Source organism: Pseudomonas benzopyrenica (genome assembly GCF_036884265.1).
GTDB classification, from domain to species: domain Bacteria; phylum Pseudomonadota; class Gammaproteobacteria; order Pseudomonadales; family Pseudomonadaceae; genus Chryseomonas; species Chryseomonas benzopyrenica.
Genome location: NZ_CP145723.1, coordinates 1,916,150 through 1,934,348 on the forward strand (window position 1 = coordinate 1,916,150; position 18,199 = coordinate 1,934,348).

Annotated in this window: 18 protein-coding genes; 10 read left to right on the forward strand and 8 right to left on the reverse strand. The window is 67.3% G+C overall.

From position 1 onward, the window contains the following. Positions 1-5: 5 nt before the first annotated feature. On the reverse strand, positions 6-1,178 hold the full coding sequence (locus tag V6W80_RS08935) for a GAF domain-containing protein (protein WP_257706269.1): 1,173 nt from the start codon (positions 1,176-1,178) through the stop codon (positions 6-8). A gap of 607 nt (positions 1,179-1,785) precedes the next feature. Here V6W80_RS08935 and tyrS point away from each other — a divergent pair. The 9 genes from tyrS (at position 1,786) to V6W80_RS08980 (ending at position 10,751) form a co-directional block, all read left to right on the forward strand. Further along, complete coding sequence (gene tyrS / locus V6W80_RS08940; protein ID WP_257706268.1) at positions 1,786-3,030, forward strand: tyrosine--tRNA ligase; 1,245 nt, start codon at positions 1,786-1,788, stop codon at positions 3,028-3,030. 10 nt (positions 3,031-3,040) lie between these two features. After that, a complete protein-coding gene (locus V6W80_RS08945) occupies positions 3,041-3,718 on the forward strand; it encodes an SDR family oxidoreductase (RefSeq protein WP_184290869.1) in 678 nt (225 codons plus the stop codon). Positions 3,719-3,816: 98 nt separating this feature from the next. Beyond that, entirely contained in the window at positions 3,817-4,584 is a 768-nt protein-coding gene (locus V6W80_RS08950) for an SDR family NAD(P)-dependent oxidoreductase (RefSeq protein WP_160923104.1), read from the forward strand. Between the two features lie 10 nt (positions 4,585-4,594). Further along, positions 4,595-5,779: an acetyl-CoA C-acyltransferase gene (locus V6W80_RS08955; RefSeq protein ID WP_338546660.1), complete on the forward strand. Its 1,185-nt coding sequence runs from the start codon at positions 4,595-4,597 to the stop codon at positions 5,777-5,779. A 14-nt stretch (positions 5,780-5,793) separates the two neighbouring features. Further along, positions 5,794-6,579 (forward strand): enoyl-CoA hydratase, encoded by a 786-nt coding sequence (locus V6W80_RS08960; protein WP_257706266.1) that lies wholly within the window; start codon positions 5,794-5,796, stop codon positions 6,577-6,579. Between the two features lie 65 nt (positions 6,580-6,644). Further along, positions 6,645-7,547 (forward strand): LysR substrate-binding domain-containing protein, encoded by a 903-nt coding sequence (locus V6W80_RS08965; protein ID WP_160923107.1) that lies wholly within the window; start codon positions 6,645-6,647, stop codon positions 7,545-7,547. 195 nt (positions 7,548-7,742) lie between these two features. Continuing rightward, a complete protein-coding gene (locus V6W80_RS08970) occupies positions 7,743-9,038 on the forward strand; it encodes an MFS transporter (protein ID WP_184290865.1) in 1,296 nt (431 codons plus the stop codon). Then, a complete protein-coding gene (locus V6W80_RS08975) occupies positions 9,035-10,288 on the forward strand; it encodes a metal-dependent hydrolase family protein (protein WP_184290863.1) in 1,254 nt (417 codons plus the stop codon). The genes V6W80_RS08970 and V6W80_RS08975 overlap by 4 nt, the downstream gene beginning before the upstream one ends. Before the next feature lie 61 nt (positions 10,289-10,349). Further along, positions 10,350-10,751 carry an ester cyclase gene (locus tag V6W80_RS08980; protein ID WP_338546664.1) on the forward strand — a complete coding sequence of 134 codons (402 nt, stop codon included), beginning with the start codon at positions 10,350-10,352 and terminating at the stop codon, positions 10,749-10,751. Here V6W80_RS08980 and V6W80_RS08985 read toward each other — a convergent pair. The 5 genes from V6W80_RS08985 to V6W80_RS09005 are packed head-to-tail and all read right to left on the reverse strand — an operon-like array spanning position 10,748 to position 16,732. Continuing rightward, entirely contained in the window at positions 10,748-11,767 is a 1,020-nt protein-coding gene (locus V6W80_RS08985) for a helix-turn-helix domain-containing protein (RefSeq protein WP_338546666.1), read from the reverse strand. The two genes, V6W80_RS08980 and V6W80_RS08985, sit on opposite strands and share 4 nt — an antisense overlap. Next, a complete protein-coding gene (lpdA, locus tag V6W80_RS08990) occupies positions 11,764-13,146 on the reverse strand; it encodes a dihydrolipoyl dehydrogenase (RefSeq protein WP_338546668.1) in 1,383 nt (460 codons plus the stop codon). Before lpdA ends, V6W80_RS08985 begins: the two co-directional genes overlap by 4 nt. 2 nt (positions 13,147-13,148) lie before the next feature. Further along, positions 13,149-14,435, reverse strand: a complete 1,287-nt coding sequence (locus tag V6W80_RS08995) for a dihydrolipoamide acetyltransferase family protein (protein WP_338546670.1) — start codon at positions 14,433-14,435, stop codon at positions 13,149-13,151. A gap of 1 nt (position 14,436) precedes the next feature. Continuing rightward, positions 14,437-15,495 (reverse strand): alpha-ketoacid dehydrogenase subunit beta, encoded by a 1,059-nt coding sequence (locus V6W80_RS09000; protein WP_017642822.1) that lies wholly within the window; start codon positions 15,493-15,495, stop codon positions 14,437-14,439. A 4-nt stretch (positions 15,496-15,499) separates the two neighbouring features. Continuing rightward, the gene (locus V6W80_RS09005) at positions 15,500-16,732 is read right to left on the reverse strand and encodes a thiamine pyrophosphate-dependent enzyme (RefSeq protein ID WP_338546673.1); all 1,233 of its coding nucleotides are present in this window, start codon (positions 16,730-16,732) and stop codon (positions 15,500-15,502) included. Between the two features lie 223 nt (positions 16,733-16,955). Here V6W80_RS09005 and V6W80_RS09010 point away from each other — a divergent pair, with 223 nt between their 5' ends. Continuing rightward, complete coding sequence (locus V6W80_RS09010; RefSeq protein ID WP_017642824.1) at positions 16,956-17,417, forward strand: Lrp/AsnC family transcriptional regulator; 462 nt, start codon at positions 16,956-16,958, stop codon at positions 17,415-17,417. A gap of 16 nt (positions 17,418-17,433) precedes the next feature. Here the strand turns inward: V6W80_RS09010 and V6W80_RS09015 are convergent, their stop codons facing one another. Beyond that, positions 17,434-17,643, reverse strand: coding sequence for a hypothetical protein (locus V6W80_RS09015; RefSeq protein WP_017642825.1), 210 nt, complete (start codon positions 17,641-17,643; stop codon positions 17,434-17,436). 65 nt (positions 17,644-17,708) lie between these two features. Next, entirely contained in the window at positions 17,709-18,116 is a 408-nt protein-coding gene (locus tag V6W80_RS09020) for a response regulator (RefSeq protein ID WP_026084051.1), read from the reverse strand. Between the last annotated feature and the right edge of the window lie 83 nt (positions 18,117-18,199).

An 18,199-nucleotide genomic window follows, 5' to 3' on the forward strand; every position in this document is an offset into this window, starting at 1 on the left:
GGGCATCAATCCAGAGCAGTGGGCAGGGTAAGGAGGAATCTCAAGTGACCGGCTTCCAGGCGCGCGACCAGGCTGCCGCCATGGCCGCGGGCGATTTCCTGAGCGAGATAGAGGCCCAGGTCCAGGCGGGCGGGCTGCGCAAGGTCGGCCCTGGTCAGCGCCGGCTGGAACAGTTGACTCAGGGTGCCAGGTTCCACCACGGCGGTGCTGCTTTCCACGATAAGGCTGTAGCAGCGATCCTTGATCGCGCCACGCAGCAACAGGTTGCCCCCAGAAGGATTGCGGGAAGCGACCTGCTCCAGCACGGCGTCCAGCGCCTGCAGCACCCGCGGCAGATCCAGCCGCAAGGCAGCCGGTAAGGCCGGCAATTTGCTGCTCAAGGTCTGCCCGGGAAAGCGCGTCTGCAGCGTGGCGAACAAGCCCAGGAGCTGTTCATTGAAGCCGTCAACCAACGCCGGTTTCAGGGGCAGGCCATGGCCCAGGCGCGCGCGGACGAAGTCGGCGGCCACGCCGCTGCGTTCGGCCAGGCGCTGGGCCTCGGTGTGCCAGTGCCGCATCTGGGATGCGTCCGCGTGCAGGTCCTGCGCAGCCAGCGCCTGCAGCGGGCGCTGCAGATCCTCCTCCAGCAGTACCAGCAATTGGTCGTGCAAGGGCGTCAGATCCCGGTCGACGCGCGCACCGGGGCTTTCTTCGCGACGCTGTTCTTCGCGGGCGAGCAATTCACCCAGCAGACGGGCGAAACCGTCCAGGGTATCGATCACCGAGCGCTGCTCCAGCAGCGGCCTGGGCTGGGGATCGAAGGCGCATAGCGTCCCGAAGAAGGTCCCGTTGGGACGAAATACCGGGACCGATAGATAACTCTTCCAGCCATAGAGGCTGGGCGCCGGATGATCGCAGTAGGTGGGGTTCCGGGTCACGTCGCTGATGATCACGGCGTCGTGGGAGGAGCGCACGTGGTTGCACAGAGTGGACTCGAGATCCAGTTCGGCGCCGGGTCGTAGGCCGAAGGCGATACGATCCTCCACCGCGCAGGCGATCCAGCGCTGCTCGGTGACCTCGGCGACGGTGGCGACCCCAAGGCCGCTGACATCACAGACGACGCGCAGGAGCGCCGCGACGGAATCCAGGGACGCTATCAGCTCGATGCTTTCGACGGTACTGGAGGGTTGGCTGGGCATGACGCTGTAGTTCTCTGACGGACAGGCCCTGAACGCTAGGCCAAGAGACGGCCGAGGGCAACCGTGGCCCTGCCATGCCACCCGATTGACCGTCCGGACGGTCAGGTCTCGTCTAGCCGATCAGGTCGGTGGCGTAGGCCAGCACCGTGAGGCAGAGCAGCAGCAACAGCAGGTTGGCTGGGGTAATGCATTTCATTGGGGGGATCCTCTCACGCAAAGGCTTTTCCATGTCCAGGTACGCCTGGGACTGCCATGCCGGTGCTGGGGATCTCGCGGGGTGGAGCGGGTACGTTCATCTCTGCGTCTCGATACTGCTGGCAAAGGACAGGAGTCGGAACGCCACTCTCGCTGTTCGTTCAGCCGCTGCCAGAGGAGGTGCGACATCTGGTCGAAGCGGCAGTGCGAGCGGTTCGCAGTTGCCAAGCGGCAGGCGAGCCGGTAGCGTGGCGACCCATGCGAACCTTTCTTTGCCCCATCAGCGCCTATTACTGCTACCTGACCAACATCGGGTGGTAGGTACTGCGCTGCATGACCGAACCGCCTAGGGCGGCTCGGTCAAGGCAACTTCTCCCGGTCTCCCTGGCACCGTCCAGCCACAGGAGACCCCATGGACAGCACCACGCAAGACCTGCTCACCACCCTCGAAGCCCGCGGTTTCATTCACCAGACCACCGACCGGGACGGCCTTGCGCGCGCCTTCGCCGCAGGGCCGGTGACCGGCTATCTCGGCTTCGACGCCACCGCCGACAGCCTCCATGTCGGCCATCTGCAGGGCCTGATGCTGATGCGCTGGCTGCAGCGTGCCGGCCATCCCATCCTCTTGCTGATCGGTGGTGCCACCACCCGCATCGGCGACCCCAGTTTCCGCGACAGCAGTCGCCCGGTACTCACCGACGGCCAGATCGCCCTGAACATGGCCGGCATCGCCAATGCCTTTCACCGCTATCTCGAAGTGGGCGATGGCCACGGTCGTGCCCAGGTGGTGGACAACGCCGAGTGGCTCGACGGCCTGGGCTACCTGGATTTTCTCGGCGCCGTCGGCCGGCATTTTTCCATCAACCGGCTGCTCACCTTCGATGCCATCAAGAATCGTCTCGACCGCGAGCACTCGCTGTCCTTCGAGGAATTCGGCTACACCCTGCTGCAGGCCTACGACTTCGTCGAGCTGTCGCGGCGCTATGGCTGCACCCTGCAACTAGGCGGCGCGGACCAGTGGGCCAACATCATCAACGGTGTGGAGCTGTCGCGCCGGCAGGGCGGTCCCCAACTCTATGGCCTGACCATGCCGCTGCTGGCCACCCGTGACGGCCGCAAGATGGGCAAGTCGGCCCAGGGCGCGGTCTGGCTCAACGAGGAGCGACTGTCGGCCTTCGACTTCTGGCAATTCTGGCGCAACTGCGACGATGCCGATGTCGAGCGTTTCCTGGCGCTGTTCACCGAGTTGCCGCTGGACGAGGTCCGGCGGCTCGGCGCCCTGGGTGGGGCGGAGATCAACCTGGCCAAGACCGTGCTGGCCAACGAGGCGACCCGACTGGCCCATGGCGAGCGGGCCCAGCGCGAGGCCGAGGCCGCGGCCGCCGAGGTGTTCGCCGCTCGCGACGGCGCGGGTCAATTGCCGGAGGTCGTCCTGAGCCGCCGGCAGCTGGACGCAGGCGTCACCCTGGTGGAGTTGCTGGTCGAAGCGGGACTGCAACCGTCGCGCAGTGCGGTCCGCCGGCTGGCAGAGGGCGGTGGCCTGCGGCTGGACGAGCAACCGGTGCTGGACCCCGATGTCCTGCTGACGGCGAGCGACGCCGGCCGGCGGGTGAGTCTGGGCAAGAAACGGCATTTGCGCATCACGTTGGTGGACTGAGGAGAAGGCTATGAATGTCTGGGTGATAGGTGCCTCGCGGGGCATAGGCTTGGGGCTGGTGGAGCGATATCTGGCGCAAGGTGCTCGGGTGTTGGCGGTGGTGCGAACGCCGAATGCGGCGTTGGATGCCCTGGCCGCGGCCGCCAAGGGGCGGTTGCGGGTGGTGACCGGCGATCTGCGTGATCCTGACCTGGGCACACGACTCCTGGACGAGCTGGGTGACGGCGCGCTGGAGCGGCTGATCGTCAATGCCGGCATCATGGGCCCGGCAGAAGAGAACGGGCAGCGGGCCAGCGTCGCGGAGCTGGGCGAGCTGTTCCTCACCAATGCCGTGGCGCCCCTGCGGTTGCTGGATGCCCTGGCGCCACGGATGGCAGCCGAGGGGGTTGTGGCCTGCCTGAGTTCGCAGATGGGCAGCGTCAGCTTGGCGCGGGCCGCCGAGATGCCGCTCTATGGCGCCAGCAAGGCAGCGCTGAACAGCCTGCTGCAGAGCTGGGTAGTTGGGCGGCAGCCGGCTTTCGCGGTGCTGGCGCTGCACCCGGGCTGGGTCCGCACCGAACTGGGTGGCGACAAGGCGCCGGTCGAGGTGGCCGATAGCGTCGCGGGTCTGGTCGCGACTATCGACGCCCGGGCCGGCCAAAGCGGCAGCGCCTTTCTCGACTATCAGGGGCAAGCCCTGCCCTGGTGAGCGAGGAACCGGATCGCTCAGCACGGCTGAGCGTTCTGGCCCTTGTCCGACCTCTGTCGAGGATCGAAGATGCAGACACCACCCTGGGGAGTGTCATCATGCGCATCGACGAGCGAACCTTTCTGGTAACCGGCGCCGGCTCCGGCCTGGGCGCCGCTACGGCCGAGGTACTGACCGCGGCAGGCGCCCGGGTGGCGCTGTTGGATCTGCAGGCCGATGCTGTGCAGGCCCAGTCGGAACGACTGGGTGAGCGGGCCCTGGCGCTGCCGGTGGACGTGACCGATGCCGAGGCCCTGAGCGCGGCCATCGATACCGTACTGGCTCGCTGGGGCAGTCTGCAGGGCGCGGTCAATTGCGCCGGTATCGTCGGTGGCGCCCGCATCCTCGGACGCAACGGTCCCCATGATCTCGCCGCCTTCGCTCGTATCGTCACGGTCAACCTGGTGGGCAGCTTCAACGTTCTGCGCCTGGCCGCGGCCGCCATGGCCAAGGGCGAGGCCGATGCCGGTGGCGAGCGCGGGGTGATCATCAACACCGCCTCCATCGCCGCCTTCGACGGCCAGATCGGCCAGGCGGCCTATGCGGCCTCCAAGGGCGGTGTCGCCTCTCTCACCCTGCCGGCAGCGCGCGAACTGGCCGGGCAGGGCATCCGGGTCATGACCATAGCGCCGGGTGTCTTCGAGACACCCATGATGGCCGGCATGACCCCCGAGGTCCGCGAGGCCCTGGCCGCCAACGTGCCCTTTCCGCCGCGGCTCGGTCGCGGCGAGGAATTCGCCGCCCTGGTCCGCCACATCATCGAGAACTCCATGCTCAACGGTGAGGTGATCCGTCTGGACGGCGCCCTGCGCATGGCCCCGCGCTAGGAGAATCGCCATGAATGATCCCATTGTCGTCGTCGCCGCCGCCCGTACGCCCATGGGCGCCCTGGGTGGCGAACTGGCGGCGCTCTCGGCGCCGCAACTGGGCAGTGCCGTGGTCCGCGCGGTACTGGAGCGGGCGGGCTGGTCGCCGGAACGGGTCGACGAGGTGCTGCTGGGCTGCGTGCTGCCCGCCGGCCTCGGCCAGGCACCGGCACGCCAGGCGACGCTTGGCGCCGGTCTGGCCCAGAGCACGCGCTGCACCACCCTGAACAAGATGTGCGGTTCGGGCATGCAGGCGGCCATCCTCGGTCACGACCTGCTGCGCGCTGGCAGCGCCGAGGTGGTGGTGGCGGGCGGCATGGAAAGCATGAGCCGTGCGCCCTATCTGCTGGAAAAGGCCCGCAGCGGCTATCGCCTTGGCCATGGCGCCCTGATCGACAGCATGTTTCTCGACGGCCTGGAAGATGCCTATGAACCCGGGCGCCTGATGGGGACCTTCGCCGAGGATTGCGCCGCACGTCTGGGCATCGGCCGCGAACGCCAGGATGCCTATGCTCAGCAGTCTCTCGCACGGGCACGTCAGGCCCAGGCCAGCGGCGCCTTCGCCGCCGAGATCGTCCCGGTGGAGGTGGTGACGCGCAAGGAGACCCTGCGCCTCGACACCGACGAGCAACCCCGCCGCGCCGACCCTGCGCGGATTCCTACGCTCAAGCCGGCTTTCCGCGAAGGCGGCACCGTGACCGCGGCCAATGCCAGCTCCATCTCCGATGGCGCCGCGGCGCTGCTGCTGATGCGCGCTAGCACGGCCGCGCGGGAGGGCCTGACCCCGCTGGCGACCATCCGTGGCCATGCCGCCCATGCCGGCGCGCCAGGCGACTTTCCCACCGCCCCCATCGGCGCCATTCGCACGCTGCTCGAACGCATCGACTGGCAATTGGCGGATGTCGATCTCTTCGAAATCAACGAAGCCTTCGCCGTGGTGGCGCTGGCCGCCCAGGATGCCCTGGGGCTGGACCCGGAGCGGTTGAACGTGCACGGTGGTGCCTGTGCCCTGGGCCATCCCATCGGTGCCTCCGGCGCGCGCATCCTGGTGACCCTGATCCAGGCACTGCGCCAGCGTGGCCTGCGGCGGGGCGTAGCCGCCATCTGCATTGGCGGCGGCGAGGCTACGGCCCTGGCTCTGGAACTCAACGACTAGACAAGGACAAGATCATGAGCGAAGCCTCTACCGAATCCACCCTGTTGCTGGACATCGAGGACCGTGTGGCCCTCATCACCCTCAACAGACCCAAGGCGCTCAACGCCCTCAATGCCCAGCTACTCACTGAGTTGGACTCCATGCTGGCGCGGCTGGACGCCGATCCCGAGGTGGGGTGCGTGGTGCTCACCGGCTCGGCCAAGGCCTTCGCCGCCGGCGCCGACATCAAGGAAATGGCCGGGCAGGGTTATCCGCAGATCTATCTGGACGACTATTTCCGCGTCGCCGACCGCATCGCCGAGCGCCGCAAGCCCTTGATCGCCGCCGTGGCCGGCTACGCCCTGGGTGGTGGCTGCGAACTGGCGCTGCTGTGCGACTTCATCTACGCCGCCGACACCGCCCGCTTCGGCCTGCCGGAGATCACCTTGGGCGTCATTCCCGGCATCGGCGGCACCCAGCGCCTGACCCGTGCCCTGGGCAAGGCCAAGGCCATGGAACTGTGTCTGACCGGTCGACAGCTGGAGGCCGCCGAAGCCGAACGCGCCGGCCTGGTCGCCCAGGTCTTTCCCGCCGATGAGCTGCTGGAGCGCACCCTGGAAGCCGCCCGCGGTATCGCCAGTCGCTCCCTGCCAGCGACCCTGCTGCTCAAGGAAAGCGTCAATCGGGCCTTCGAAACCAGCCTGGCCGAAGGCATCCGCTTCGAACGCCGGGTCTTCCACTCATTGTTTGCCAGTGCCGACCAGAAGGAAGGCATGGCCGCCTTCGTCGAGAAGCGTCCGGCGAAGTTCGAGCATCGTTGAGCGCACCCGGCGCTTCTCGGAGGCGCTAGACTGGCCGTTTCCGCCCAGCGTCGCAGAGCCCTCGGATGCGTATCGATCCCTTGCCACCCCTGACCAATTTGATTGCCTTCGAGGCAACGGTCAGGCTTGGCAGCTTTACCCGGGCGGCGCTGGAGCTCAACCTCACGCAGAGCGCCATCAGTCGTCAGGTGGCGCAGCTGGAGGCCTTTCTCGGTCGCGCGCTGTTTCGGCGCGAGCACAAGCGGCTGCACCTGACCGTCTCCGGGCAGCGCTATGCCGAGCGGGTTCAGCAGCTGCTCGCGGATCTCGCGGAAACCACGGCGGACGTCATGGATCTCAGCGGCGAGCAGCAGCTGGTACTGGCCTGCTCCTCGGGCGTGGCTGCGCTGTGGCTGGGTCCACTGATCGGCCGTTTCGCCAGCGCCTTTCCCAGCATCGACGTGCGCCTGCGGGTGCTCGACAACCTCGATACCCTGCTCAAGCCTGAATTCGATCTGGCGCTCTATTTCCTGCGGGAGCCGCCGCCCCCGGGATTGGCCGGCCGCCAGTTGTTTCCCGAATGGGTGGGCGCCTATTGCGCCCCGGAATACCTGGGCGGGCAGCAACTGTCACCCCTGGAGTTGCTCGACCGGCGCCTGCTGATGATCGAGGACGGGCAGCGACGCTGGCTGTCCTGGGCGGAATGGTTCGCGCGCCTGGGCTATCCCGCCCCGCGGATCCGCCAGCGGCTCACCGTGAGTCAGTACCCCATCCTGGTCGATTTGGCGATTGCCGGCCACGGTATCGTCCTGGGTTGGCGCCCCATGATCGATGCCCACCTGCGCTCGGGTTCGCTGGTCGAAGCCTGTAGCGAATGCGTGCAGGGGCAGGGGGGGTACTACCTGCTGTGGCCGGGTGATCGTCAGCCGGGCCTGGCGGCGCGCCGTTTCGAAGCCTGGCTGAACGACGGCTTGAGCGCGTCGCTCTAACGCCTCTTGCATGCGCCTGGCGCATGCAAACCCCTGCAATCAGCGTTTTCCTGCGTCCCGGGTAGCCCCTTAAGCTCGGCGGCAGAGGGCAAAGATCCTCGTCCTGTTTCCTTTATCGAAACTGCCGTCGCCGGTGCAGGGACTCCCGAGTTTCCTGCGCGACTCGCATTCAGGGAGCCAACAATGCAGAGCGCTATGACTTTCCCGCAGCCGTCCGCCGTCCAGCGCCGCCAGGCCAACAAGGCGGTGGTCGCCACCGTGATCGGCAACGGTCTGGAGTGGTTCGACTTCACCGTCTACAGCTTCTTCTCCGTGATCATCGCCAAGGTGTTCTTTCCGAGCGCCAACGAGCTGACCTCCTATCTGCTGGCCCTGGCCACCTTTGGCGTCGGTTTCTTCATGCGGCCAGTAGGGGGCATCCTGCTCGGCATCTACTCCGATCGCCGCGGTCGCAAGGCGGCGCTGTCGCTGACCATCCTCTTGATGGCCGCCGGTACCCTGATCATCGCCGTGACCCCGGGCTATGCCCAGTGGGGGCTGTTCGCCCCGGCGCTCATCGTCTTCGCGCGCTTGCTGCAAGGCTTTTCCGCGGGTGGCGAGATGGGCAGCGCGACCGCCTTTCTTACCGAACACGCGCCCGCTGGGCAAAAGGCCTACTACTCCAGCTGGATCCAGGCCAGCATCGGGGTGGCGGTCGCCCTGGGTGCAGGCGCCGGCGCGCTGCTGTCGGCGTTGCTGACCCCGGAGCAACTTGAGAGCTGGGGTTGGCGCCTGCCGTTCCTGTTCGGCTCCCTGATCGGCCCCGTCGGTTTCTACATCCGTAGCCGCATCGACGAAACCCCTGCCTATGCCTCCGTCGAGCGTGCCCAGTCGCCGCTGCGGGAGGTAGTGCGCATCTATCCCCGCCAGACCGCCATTACCTTTTCCATGGTCGTGCTCTGGACGGTCTGCACCTACTCCGTGCTGTTCTACCTGCCGTCCTACTCTACTCGGGTGCTGGGCCTGCCCAGTGGCCTGGGCTTCACCGCCGGTGTACTCGGTGGCCTGGTGCTGCTGGTGGCGACGCCCCTGGTAGGGCGCCTGGCAGATCGCCATGGCAAGCGACCCTGGCTGCTGGGGTCGGCCGTGGCCATCTTCTGCGCCGCCTGGCCGCTGTTCTGGATGCTCAATCGCTGGCCGGGCCTGCCTTCCCTGCTGGTGTTCCAGGCCGTGCTGGGGCTGCTGATCTCCGGCTATCTGGGCGGTCTGCTGGCAGCCTTCGGCGAATTGTTGCCGACGCGGGTGCTCTCCACCGGACTGTCGGTGGCCTACAACTTCGCCGTGACCCTGTTCGGCGGCTTCGCCACCTTTACCGTGACCTGGCTGATCGCCGCTACCGGCAGCCCGCTGGCGCCGGCCTTCTACATCATGTTCGCGGCGGCCATCAGTGCCGGGGGCGCCGCGCTGTTCCGCGATGCCACCAGCGGCCAACCATCGGGAGAATCCGCATGACTCAAAGCACCTCTCTACTGCTGCGCAACGGCAAGCTGCTGGATCTGGCGAGCGGCACCCTGATCACCGGCAAGGAAGTCCTGGTGGAAGGTGAGCGCATCACCGCGGTCCGTGACCAGGGCGCTACTCCACCGGCCGCTGCCACGGTCATCGACCTCGGGGGTCGCACCCTGATGCCGGGCCTCATCGATTGCCACGTACATGTACTGGCGTCCAGTGCCAACCTGGGTTTCAACGCCCTGCAGCCCAACGCCATCATCATGTACCGCGCCCTGCCCATTCTGGGCGCGATGCTCGAGCGCGGCTTCACTACCGTCCGCGATGCCGGCGGCGCGGACTGGGCACTGGCACGATCCATCGCTCTGGGGCTGGTGCCAGGCCCGCGGATCTTCGCCTCCGGCAAGGCGCTGTCGCAGACCGGCGGCCACGGGGACATGCGGGCGCGTGGGGAACTGCTGCTGAACGAACCGTGCAGTTGCTGCTTCCGTGCTGGCGCCATCGCCCGGGTGGTTGACGGGGTGGACAACGTGCGCAAGGCGGTGCGCGAAGAACTGCAGCAGGGCGCCAGCCAGATCAAGATCATGGCCTCCGGCGGTGTTTCCTCGCCTACCGATCCCATCGCCAATACCCAGTACAGCGAAGCCGAGATTCGTGCCATCGTCGAGGAAGCTGAGGCGGCCAACACCTATGTGATGGCCCATGCCTATACCGCCCGGGCCATTCGCCGTGCCGTGGCGTGCGGGGTGCGCACCATCGAGCACGGCAATCTGGTCGACCGGGAGACGGCGCAGTTGATGCGCGAACGGGGCGCCTTCGCCGTGCCCACCCAGGTGACCTACGAGATGCTCGCCGAGCACGGCGCCCGCTATGGGCTGCCAGCGGATTCCGTGGCCAAGATCGAAGACGTCCGCCTGGCGGGCCGTCGCGCCCTGGAATTCTTCGCCGAGGCGGGCGTACCCATGGGCTACGGCTCCGACCTGCTGGGCGAGATGCACGAATACCAGACGCAGGAACTGCGCATCCGCGCCGAGGTGCTGGGCAATCTGGAGGCCTTGCGCAGCGCCACCAGTGTCGCGGCACGCATCCTTGAACGCGAGGGCGAACTGGGTTGTATCGCGACCGGAGCCCTGGCCGATCTGCTGGTCGTGGATGGCGATCCGCTGGCTGATATCTCCTGTCTGGTGGGGCAGGGCGAAAGACTCGACGTCATCCTGCAAGGTGGCCGTCTGGTGAAGAATCGCCTCGGGTAACGGGAGTCTTGCCGGACTGGCGCGGTCCCCTGTAGCAGTCAATGCCCATGGAGAGCTCGCGATGCCGCTCGCCGCAACCGAATTCGGCAGCCACTACCAGGCCTACCTCGACTGCCTCAACCGCCAGGCCTGGGCGGAGCTGGGCCGTTATGTCGACGAGGCCGTCGAACACAATGGCCGGCCCCTGGGATTGGCGGGCTACCAGGCCATGCTTGAAGGCGATCATGCCGCCATTCCCGATCTGCACTTCACCGCGCATCTGCTGGTGGTGGAAGCACCCTGGCTGGTCGCGCAGCTGGATTTCGACTGCACGCCGCATGGCGAGCTGTTCGGGGTGGCGGTGAACGGGAGGCGGGTACGCTTCAGCGAGCATGTCTTCTATCGTTTCGAGAACGGGCGAATCCGCGAGGTGCGCTCGGTGATAGACACCGCCGCCATCGCTGCCCAGCTGGCCGACGGCTAACCCGCTCGACTCTGGCGCTGGCGATAACCCAGGGGGCTCAAGCCCGTCCATTTGCGAAAGGCGCGCTGGAAGGAGCGGGGATCGGCGAAGCCCAGGCGCAGGGCCAGTTCATCCAGGGGCAGGGCGCCCTGATCCAGCTGGCGACAGGCTAGCCGGCACCGGCGTTCGTCCTTGAGGCGTTGGTAGGACTGGCCGCCTGCCGCCAGCTGGCGTCTCAGGGTGGCGGGCGAGAGCCCCAGGTCTGCCGCCAGGCCGACGGCGTCCGGCCAGTCTTCGGGGGCGCGGCTGCGCAACAGGGTGCGGATGCGGGCGATCAGGTTGGCGTCGTCGCGATAGTGCACCAGCAGATTGCCCGGCGCGCCGGCGATGAAACGCCGCGCGTCCGTGGCACTGCGCCGGATCGGCAGGACCAGCAGGGCGGCGTCCAGCACCAGGCAGTCGTCATCGCTGGCGAAGCTTAGCCGTGGCCCGAAGCGTTGCTGATAGTCGGCCAGCAGGTCCGCTCCCGGCGTCTGAGCGGTCAGACGGATCTCCTCTAGCGGCAGCCGGCGGCCCACCAGCCAGCAGGCCAGGCCATGCAGGATCAGCCAGAGGGTAAAGACCGCGAAGCTACCCGGCAGACCACCGGGTGCCAATCGCAAGGTCGCCCGCTCCCCGTCGCGTTGCAGCCGCAGGTTTACACCCAAGGTCAGGCGCAGGAAGTCGGCGCTGTGCCGCAGGGCATTGCCCAGGGTCGGTTGCAGGCGGGTGCTCTGGCAGAGAAAGGCAAAGCTGCCCGCCGGCAGCGGACGCGGACCCAGGGCGAAGAATTCGTCACCGAAGCGCCGTGCCAGGCGATACCACAGCTGGCCGAACAGCGGCGCCGAGAGACGTTCTCGGTCAAGTAGCAGGTCGGATAGCCGGACGCCTTCCGCGGCGAGCAGGGCGTCCGGCAACTGACCGCTTTGCCGGCAAAGCCCGGCCAGGGCCTCGTCGAGGATGCCTGGGGCCAGGCTGTCGCGCGGCAGGTGGGTCACAGGTGCAGCGCCCGGCCCAGGGCACGCAGCGCCGCCTCCTGCACCGCCTCACCCAGGGTGGGGTGGGGGTGCAGGGTGGCGGCCACGTCTTCCAGCTGCATGCCCATCTCCAGGCTGTGGGAAAAGGCCGTGGCCAGTTCCGCCACCTGCTGCCCGGTGGCCTGCCAGCCGAGAATGCGGTGGTCATCCGCGCGGGCCACTACCCGCACGAAGCCTTCCGGTCCCTCCAAGGTGAGGGCGCGGCCATTGGCGGCGAAGGGGAAGCTGGCGACCATGGTCTCCAGGCCTTGCGCCTTGGCCTGCTCGGGGGTGAGGCCGACCACCACGATCTCCGGATCGGTGTAGCAGACCGCCGGGATGGCCACCGGGGCGAAACGCCGTCGCTTGCCGGCGATCAGCTCGGCCACTACCTCGCCCTGGGCCATGGCGCGATGGGCCAGCAGGGGTTCGCCGGTAAGATCACCAATGGCCCAGACGTCGGTCATGCTGGTACGACAGCCGTCGTCGACGCGGATGTAGCGACCGTCGTAGTCCAGCGGCAGGCGCTCCAGGCCTTCGGTGCGGGGGCGGCGGCCGGCGGCGACCAGGATGCGCTGGGCCGGCAGAAGCTCTTCCCGACCGTCGCCACGGGTCATCCACAGACCCGCGCCGTCCGCGGCCAGGCCGGCGACCTGGCAGTTCAGGTGCAGCGCGATGCCCAGGCGTTCCAGCCGCTGGCGCAGTGGCGTCGTCAGCTCGGCGTCATAGCCGGGCAGCAGTCGCGACTGGGCTTCCACCACGGCGACCTGGGCGCCGAGCTTGCGATAGGCGATGCCCAGTTCCAGGCCGATGTAGCCGGCACCCACCACCACCAGATGCTCGGGAATCTCCGTGGGCGACAGCGCCTCGGTCGCCGAGATCACCGGGCCACCGAAGGGCAGGTTGGGCAGCTCCACCGAGGTGGAGCCCATGGCCAGCACCAGGTGCTCGGTGCGGATGCGCAGTCGCTCACCGCCGGCACGCTGCACCTCGACGGTCTTGCCGTCGAGGATTTCGGCCCAGCCCTCGATTACCGTCACCCCCTGCTTCTTGAGCAGGGCGGCGACGCCGGTGGTGAGGCGATCGACGATGCCGTTCTTCCAGGCCACGGCCTGGCCAAGATCCAGCTCCGGGCGGCCGTGGCGGATGCCCAGGCTGCCATGCTCAGCGCGCCCGCAGGCCCGCTGGTATTCCTCGGCCACGTGGATCATGGCCTTGGAGGGGATGCAGCCGACGTTGAGGCAGGTGCCGCCGAGGGCAGCGCCCTCCACCAGGGTAGTGGCGATGCCCAGCTGGGCGGCGCGCAGGGCGGCGACATAACCGCCGGGGCCGCCGCCGATGATGAGGAGTCGGGTGTCCATGGCTACTCCAGGAAGAGGGTGGCGGGTTGTTCGAGCAGCTGGCGCACGGCCTGGATGAAACTGGCGGCGTCCTGGCCATCGATCAGCCGGTGGTCGAAGGAGGCGGAAAGATTCATCAGCTTGCGTGGCACCACCAGGCCATGGCGGAAGGCCGGGCGCTCGACGATGCGGTTGACGCCGATGATGGCCACCTCGGGATGGTTGATGATGGGCGTGGAGGCGATGCCCCCCAGCGGACCGAGGCTGCTGATGGTCAGGGTAGAGCCGGACAGTTCGTCGCGCCCGGCCTTGCCGCCGCGCACTGCGGTCGCGAGGCGCGCCACCTCCTGGGCACAGCCCCAGAGATCCAGCGCCTCGGCGTGGCGCACCACCGGTACCGCCAGGCCCTGCTCACCCTGGGTGGCGATGCCGAGATGTACCGCGCCATAACGCGTCACGGTGCTGCTGTCTTCGTCGAAGCGCGCATTCATCTGCGGAAAGTCCCGCACCGCCACTACCAGGGCGCGCGCCAGGAAGGGCAGCAGGGTGAGATGGGCACGACGCCCCTGCCAGCGCTGGTTGAGGGTGGCGCGCAAGGCTTCCAGCTCGGTGACATCCACCTCTTCCACATAGGTGAAGTGGGGGATATGCCGCTTGGCGGCCTGCATCTTCTCGGCGATCTTGCGTCTCAGGCCGATCAGCGGGATGCGCTCCTCGCCACTGCGTTTCGCCAGGCCACCGCCGCCAGTGGCCGGTGGCAGTCCGGCGTCGCGTTGCTGCACATAGGCTTCCAGATCGCCATGCAGGATGCGCCCGCCCTGACCGCTGCCGGTGACGAAGCGCAATTCGATGCCAAGGTCCCAGGCGTGCTGGCGCACCGCGGGAGACGCCAGCGGCGGACTGCCCGGGGCTGGTCGGGAGGCCGGACGATCGTCGTCGCGCGGGAGCTCCGCTTCCGGGTGTCGCGGAGCAGGGGCCGCCTCGGGCTTGGGCGCTTCCGCCTTCGGTGCTGGCGCCGGCGCGGCTTCCATCGGCACGGGGCGACTGGCCTCGCGCAGATTGCCGTCACCGGCCACCTCCAGGCGGATCAGCTCGGCGCCCACGGCCAGCACCTGGCCGGGCTCGCCGCCCAGGGCGACTACCCGGCCCACCACCGGGGAAGGGATCTCCACCATGGCCTTGTCGGTCATGACGTCGGCCAGGGTCTGGTCCTCGCCGACTTCATCCCCTACCGCCACGTACCACTTGACCAATTCCACCTCGGCGATGCCTTCGCCGATGTCGGGCATCTTGATGACATGGGTACCCATCTCAGACCTCCATGACGCGCTTGAGCGCGGCGCCGACCCGGGACGGACCCGGGAAGTAGTCCCATTCCTGGGCGTGGGGATAGGGGGTATCCCAGCCGGTGACCCGCTCGATGGGCGCCTCCAGGCGATGGAAGCAGTGCTCCTGCATCAGAGACACCAGCTCGGCGCCGTAGCCGCAGGTACGGGTCGCTTCATGCACCACCACGCAACGGCCGGTCTTGGTCACCGAGTCGGTGAGGGTCTGCAGATCCAAGGGCCAGAGGCTGCGGATGTCGATCACCTCGGCGTCGATGCCGGTCTCGGCGGCGGCCGCCAAGGCGACCCAGACGGTGGTGCCATAGGTCAGCACCGTGACCTGCTTGCCAGGGCGGACCACGGCGGCCCGTTCCAGCTCCACCCGGTAATAGCCGTCCGGCACAGCGCTGGCCGGGTGTCCCGACCAGGGCGTCACCGGGCGGTCGTGATGGCCGTCGAAGGGGCCGTTATAGAGGCGCTTGGGTTCGAGAAAGATCACCGGGTCGTCGCTCTCGATGGAGGCGATCAACAGGCCCTTGGCGTCATAGGGATTGGACGGCATCACGGTGCGCAGGCCGCAGACCTGGGTGAACATCGCCTCCGGGCTCTGGCTGTGGGTCTGGCCGCCATAGATGCCGCCGCCACAGGGCATGCGGAACACCAGCGGCGAGGTGAACTGGCCGACCGAGCGATAGCGCAGGCGCGCCGCCTCGGAGACGATCTGGTCGATGGCCGGGTAGACATAGTCGGCGAACTGGATCTCCGCCACCGGGCGCAGGCCGTAGGCGCCCATGCCCACCGCGGCGCCGGCAATGCCATTCTCCGAGATGGGCGCATCGAATACCCGCGAGGCGCCATATTTGGCCTGCAGGCCCTCGGTGCAGCGAAAGACGCCGCCGAAGTAGCCGACGTCCTCGCCGAACACCACCACGTTGTCGTCGCGTTCGAGCATCACGTCCATCGCCGAGCGGATGGCCTGGATCATGGTCAGGGTGCTGCGGCTGCCGGCCTGGGTCGGCAGGTCGGTTTCCTGTTGTACGGTCATGGCGTCACTTCCCGAGCTGTTGGCGTTGGCGGCGCAGGTGCGGCGGCAGGTCCTGGTAGACCTCCTCGAACATGTCGGCGGCGCTAGGGGCGAGATCGCTGGCAAAGGTGCCGTGGGCTTCCGCGGCCTTCTGTGCGGCGGCGACCTCGGCTTCCAGCTCGGCGGCCAGCGCCTGGTGCAGCGCGTCCGACCAGAGACCACGACCGATCAGATGCGCCTTGAGCCGGTCGATGGGGTCGCCCAGGGGGAAGTGCGCCCAGTCATCGGCGGGTCGGTACTTGGACGGATCGTCGGAGGTGGAGTGGGGACCGGCGCGATAGGTCACCCATTCGATCAGGGTCGGCCCCAGGTTGCGCCGGGCGCGTTCGGCGGCCCAGCGCGAGGCGGCCAGTACGGCGAGGAAGTCGTTGCCATCCACCCGTAGCGCAGCGATGCCGTAGCCAATACCGCGGGTGGCCAGGGTGATGCCCTCGCCGCCGGCGATGGCCTGGAAGGTGGAGATGGCCCACTGGTTGTTGACGATGTTGAGGATCACCGGCGCCCGGTAGACATGGGCGAAGGTGAGGGCGGCGTGGAAATCGCCTTCGGCGGTGGCGCCATCGCCGATCCAGCCGGCGGCGATGCGGGTGTCCCCCTTGATCGCCGAGGCCATGGCCCAGCCCACTGCCTGGATGTACTGGGTGCCCAGGTTGCCGGAGATGGAAAAGAAACCGAGGTCGCGGTAGGAGTACATCACCGGCAACTGGCGACCCTTGAGCGGATCCCGGGCATTGGACAGCAGCTGGCAGATCATCTCGTCCAGCGGCGCCTCGCGGGCGATGAGGATGCCCTGCTGGCGGTAGGTGGGGAAATGCATGTCGTCCGGGCGCAGGGCCAGGGTCTGGCCCACGGCGATGGCTTCCTCGCCCAGGCACTGCATATAGAAGGACAGCTTCTTCTGCCGCTGGGCCTTGAGCATCCGGGCATCGAACAGGCGCGTCTTGAGCATGGCCCTCAGGCCTTGCAGCAACAGGTCGGGCGCTTCTTCCGTGGCCCAGGGCCCGACGGCGCAGCCGTCTTCATCGAGGATGCGGATCAGCTGGGTCGCCAGCTCGCGGGTATCCACCGGCGCCACGTCGACGGGTGGCTTTTCCGCACGGCCAGCGGGGCAGAGCTGCAGATAGTTGAAGTCGGTAGGACGGCCCGGTCGGCCGCTGGGTTCGGGGACGTGCAGGCGCAGGGGTGGGTAGTCGCTCATGGCCGACCCCCCAGGTAGGTAAGGGGGCGGGCGGGTCGCAGGACGGGTTGGCCGTCCGGGTGCGATGCAGGGTGCCACATGGTGGAGGCCTCGGCATTCTTGTTATTGGTCACCTGAGTATAGGCCGGCTCCGCTAGCCGTTTTGCCGCAATTTGGAGGTGGGCAGCAGGGTCGTTTGGTGCTATTGAACTCTCTACAAGAACAACAGTAGAGGTTTTGCACCATGGCTGGTCTGGACCGTATCGACCTGCGCATCCTCAATGCCCTGTCCGCCGATGGCCGTCTGAGCTGGCGCGATCTGGCACAGAAGATCGGGCTGTCGCTGACCCCGACGCTACGGCGGGTCAAGCGTCTAGAGGAGGAGCGCTATATCCAGGGGTATCACGCCCAGCTCGACGAAACCCGGCTGGCCGGCAGTGTCAGCGTCTTCGTCTCGGTACGTCTGGAAAAGCAGTCCACCGATTACTTGCGCGCCTTCGAACGGGAGATCGTCAAGGCGCCCCAGGTGATGAGCTGTTTCCAGATGACCGGCGATGCCGACTATGTGTTGCGGGTGGTGGTGCAGGATCTGGCCGCCTACCAGCACTTTCTGGCCGATACCCTGACCTGCATTCCCGGGGTGGCCAGTGTGACCTCGGCCTTTTCGCTCAAGGCGGTCCTGCTCAGGCCAGCGCCACCCCTCTGAACGATCGAGCGAGCGGTTAGGTGCCCAGTGAGCGGCGCACCTGCTGCGCCTGAACGGCACAATAATTCGAATCGCGGAGCCGGGCGATATCCAGCATCAGCGTCAGGCGACGTCGACCGGAGGAGTTGCAGAGCTGGGCGGGCAGACCGCCATCCGGCGTGAGCGGGCCGAACAGGCAGGTGACGTTGGGGAGCTGGGCAACGAATTGCTGGGTCAGGGCGAGCATTATGGCGGTCCGGACGGTCGAGGTGGCAATGTGACAGCGTTCACATTGCCGAGGTTCCTCGCCAGTCAGGCGCTGGGCGTCACCGAATAGGCCACGCCATTCACCGCGTCGATCAGCTGACCGATCGACCAGGGCTTGGGCAGGAACCGAACCTTGCATTTAATGCTGGCCGTGGACGGCGTTTCGTAGCCGGACATGACAATAATCGGCATGTCTGGCCACCGCTGGCACACCATGTTGGCCAGCTGCGCGCCATCCATCGAGCCGGGCATGCGAATGTCCGTCAATAGAATGTCGATGTTGGCGTCTTCTTTCTCCAGCAACGACAGGGCGGTGTCGGCCGAGTCAGCGGCGATGATGTTGAAGCCTTCGGGCTCGAGGATTTCGCGGACGAAATCCGCTACCAGTGGCTCGTCGTCCACCACCAGGAGAGTGGGTCGGAAGACAGGGGTTCCCGGCTGTTCTGCGCGCATGACTGGACCTTATATACAAGACATTGCTGAGCCTTGGAGGGTAACGGTGGAGGAAAATTCCCTGAGAGAGCTCGGAGAATTTT

What these genes read in the sequence shown, in the direction of transcription:
- V6W80_RS09005 (WP_338546673.1), bottom strand. Translation starts at nt 16,732, where the DNA reads ATGAGCGACTACCCACCCCTGCGCCTGCACGTCCCCGAACCCAGCGGC.
- V6W80_RS09015 (WP_017642825.1), bottom strand. Translation starts at nt 17,643, where the DNA reads ATGCTCGCCCTGACCCAGCAATTCGTTGCCCAGCTCCCCAACGTCACC.
- V6W80_RS08935 (WP_257706269.1), bottom strand. Translation starts at nt 1,178, where the DNA reads ATGCCCAGCCAACCCTCCAGTACCGTCGAAAGCATCGAGCTGATAGCG.
- V6W80_RS08975 (WP_184290863.1), top strand. Translation starts at nt 9,035, where the DNA reads ATGACTCAAAGCACCTCTCTACTGCTGCGCAACGGCAAGCTGCTGGAT.
- lpdA (WP_338546668.1), bottom strand. Translation starts at nt 13,146, where the DNA reads ATGGACACCCGACTCCTCATCATCGGCGGCGGCCCCGGCGGTTATGTC.
- V6W80_RS09010 (WP_017642824.1), top strand. Translation starts at nt 16,956, where the DNA reads ATGGCTGGTCTGGACCGTATCGACCTGCGCATCCTCAATGCCCTGTCC.
- V6W80_RS08995 (WP_338546670.1), bottom strand. Translation starts at nt 14,435, where the DNA reads ATGGGTACCCATGTCATCAAGATGCCCGACATCGGCGAAGGCATCGCC.
- V6W80_RS08955 (WP_338546660.1), top strand. Translation starts at nt 4,595, where the DNA reads ATGAATGATCCCATTGTCGTCGTCGCCGCCGCCCGTACGCCCATGGGC.
- V6W80_RS09000 (WP_017642822.1), bottom strand. Translation starts at nt 15,495, where the DNA reads ATGACCGTACAACAGGAAACCGACCTGCCGACCCAGGCCGGCAGCCGC.
- V6W80_RS08970 (WP_184290865.1), top strand. Translation starts at nt 7,743, where the DNA reads ATGACTTTCCCGCAGCCGTCCGCCGTCCAGCGCCGCCAGGCCAACAAG.
- tyrS (WP_257706268.1), top strand. Translation starts at nt 1,786, where the DNA reads ATGGACAGCACCACGCAAGACCTGCTCACCACCCTCGAAGCCCGCGGT.
- V6W80_RS08960 (WP_257706266.1), top strand. Translation starts at nt 5,794, where the DNA reads ATGAGCGAAGCCTCTACCGAATCCACCCTGTTGCTGGACATCGAGGAC.
- V6W80_RS09020 (WP_026084051.1), bottom strand. Translation starts at nt 18,116, where the DNA reads ATGCGCGCAGAACAGCCGGGAACCCCTGTCTTCCGACCCACTCTCCTG.
- V6W80_RS08950 (WP_160923104.1), top strand. Translation starts at nt 3,817, where the DNA reads ATGCGCATCGACGAGCGAACCTTTCTGGTAACCGGCGCCGGCTCCGGC.
- V6W80_RS08980 (WP_338546664.1), top strand. Translation starts at nt 10,350, where the DNA reads ATGCCGCTCGCCGCAACCGAATTCGGCAGCCACTACCAGGCCTACCTC.
- V6W80_RS08945 (WP_184290869.1), top strand. Translation starts at nt 3,041, where the DNA reads ATGAATGTCTGGGTGATAGGTGCCTCGCGGGGCATAGGCTTGGGGCTG.
- V6W80_RS08965 (WP_160923107.1), top strand. Translation starts at nt 6,645, where the DNA reads ATGCGTATCGATCCCTTGCCACCCCTGACCAATTTGATTGCCTTCGAG.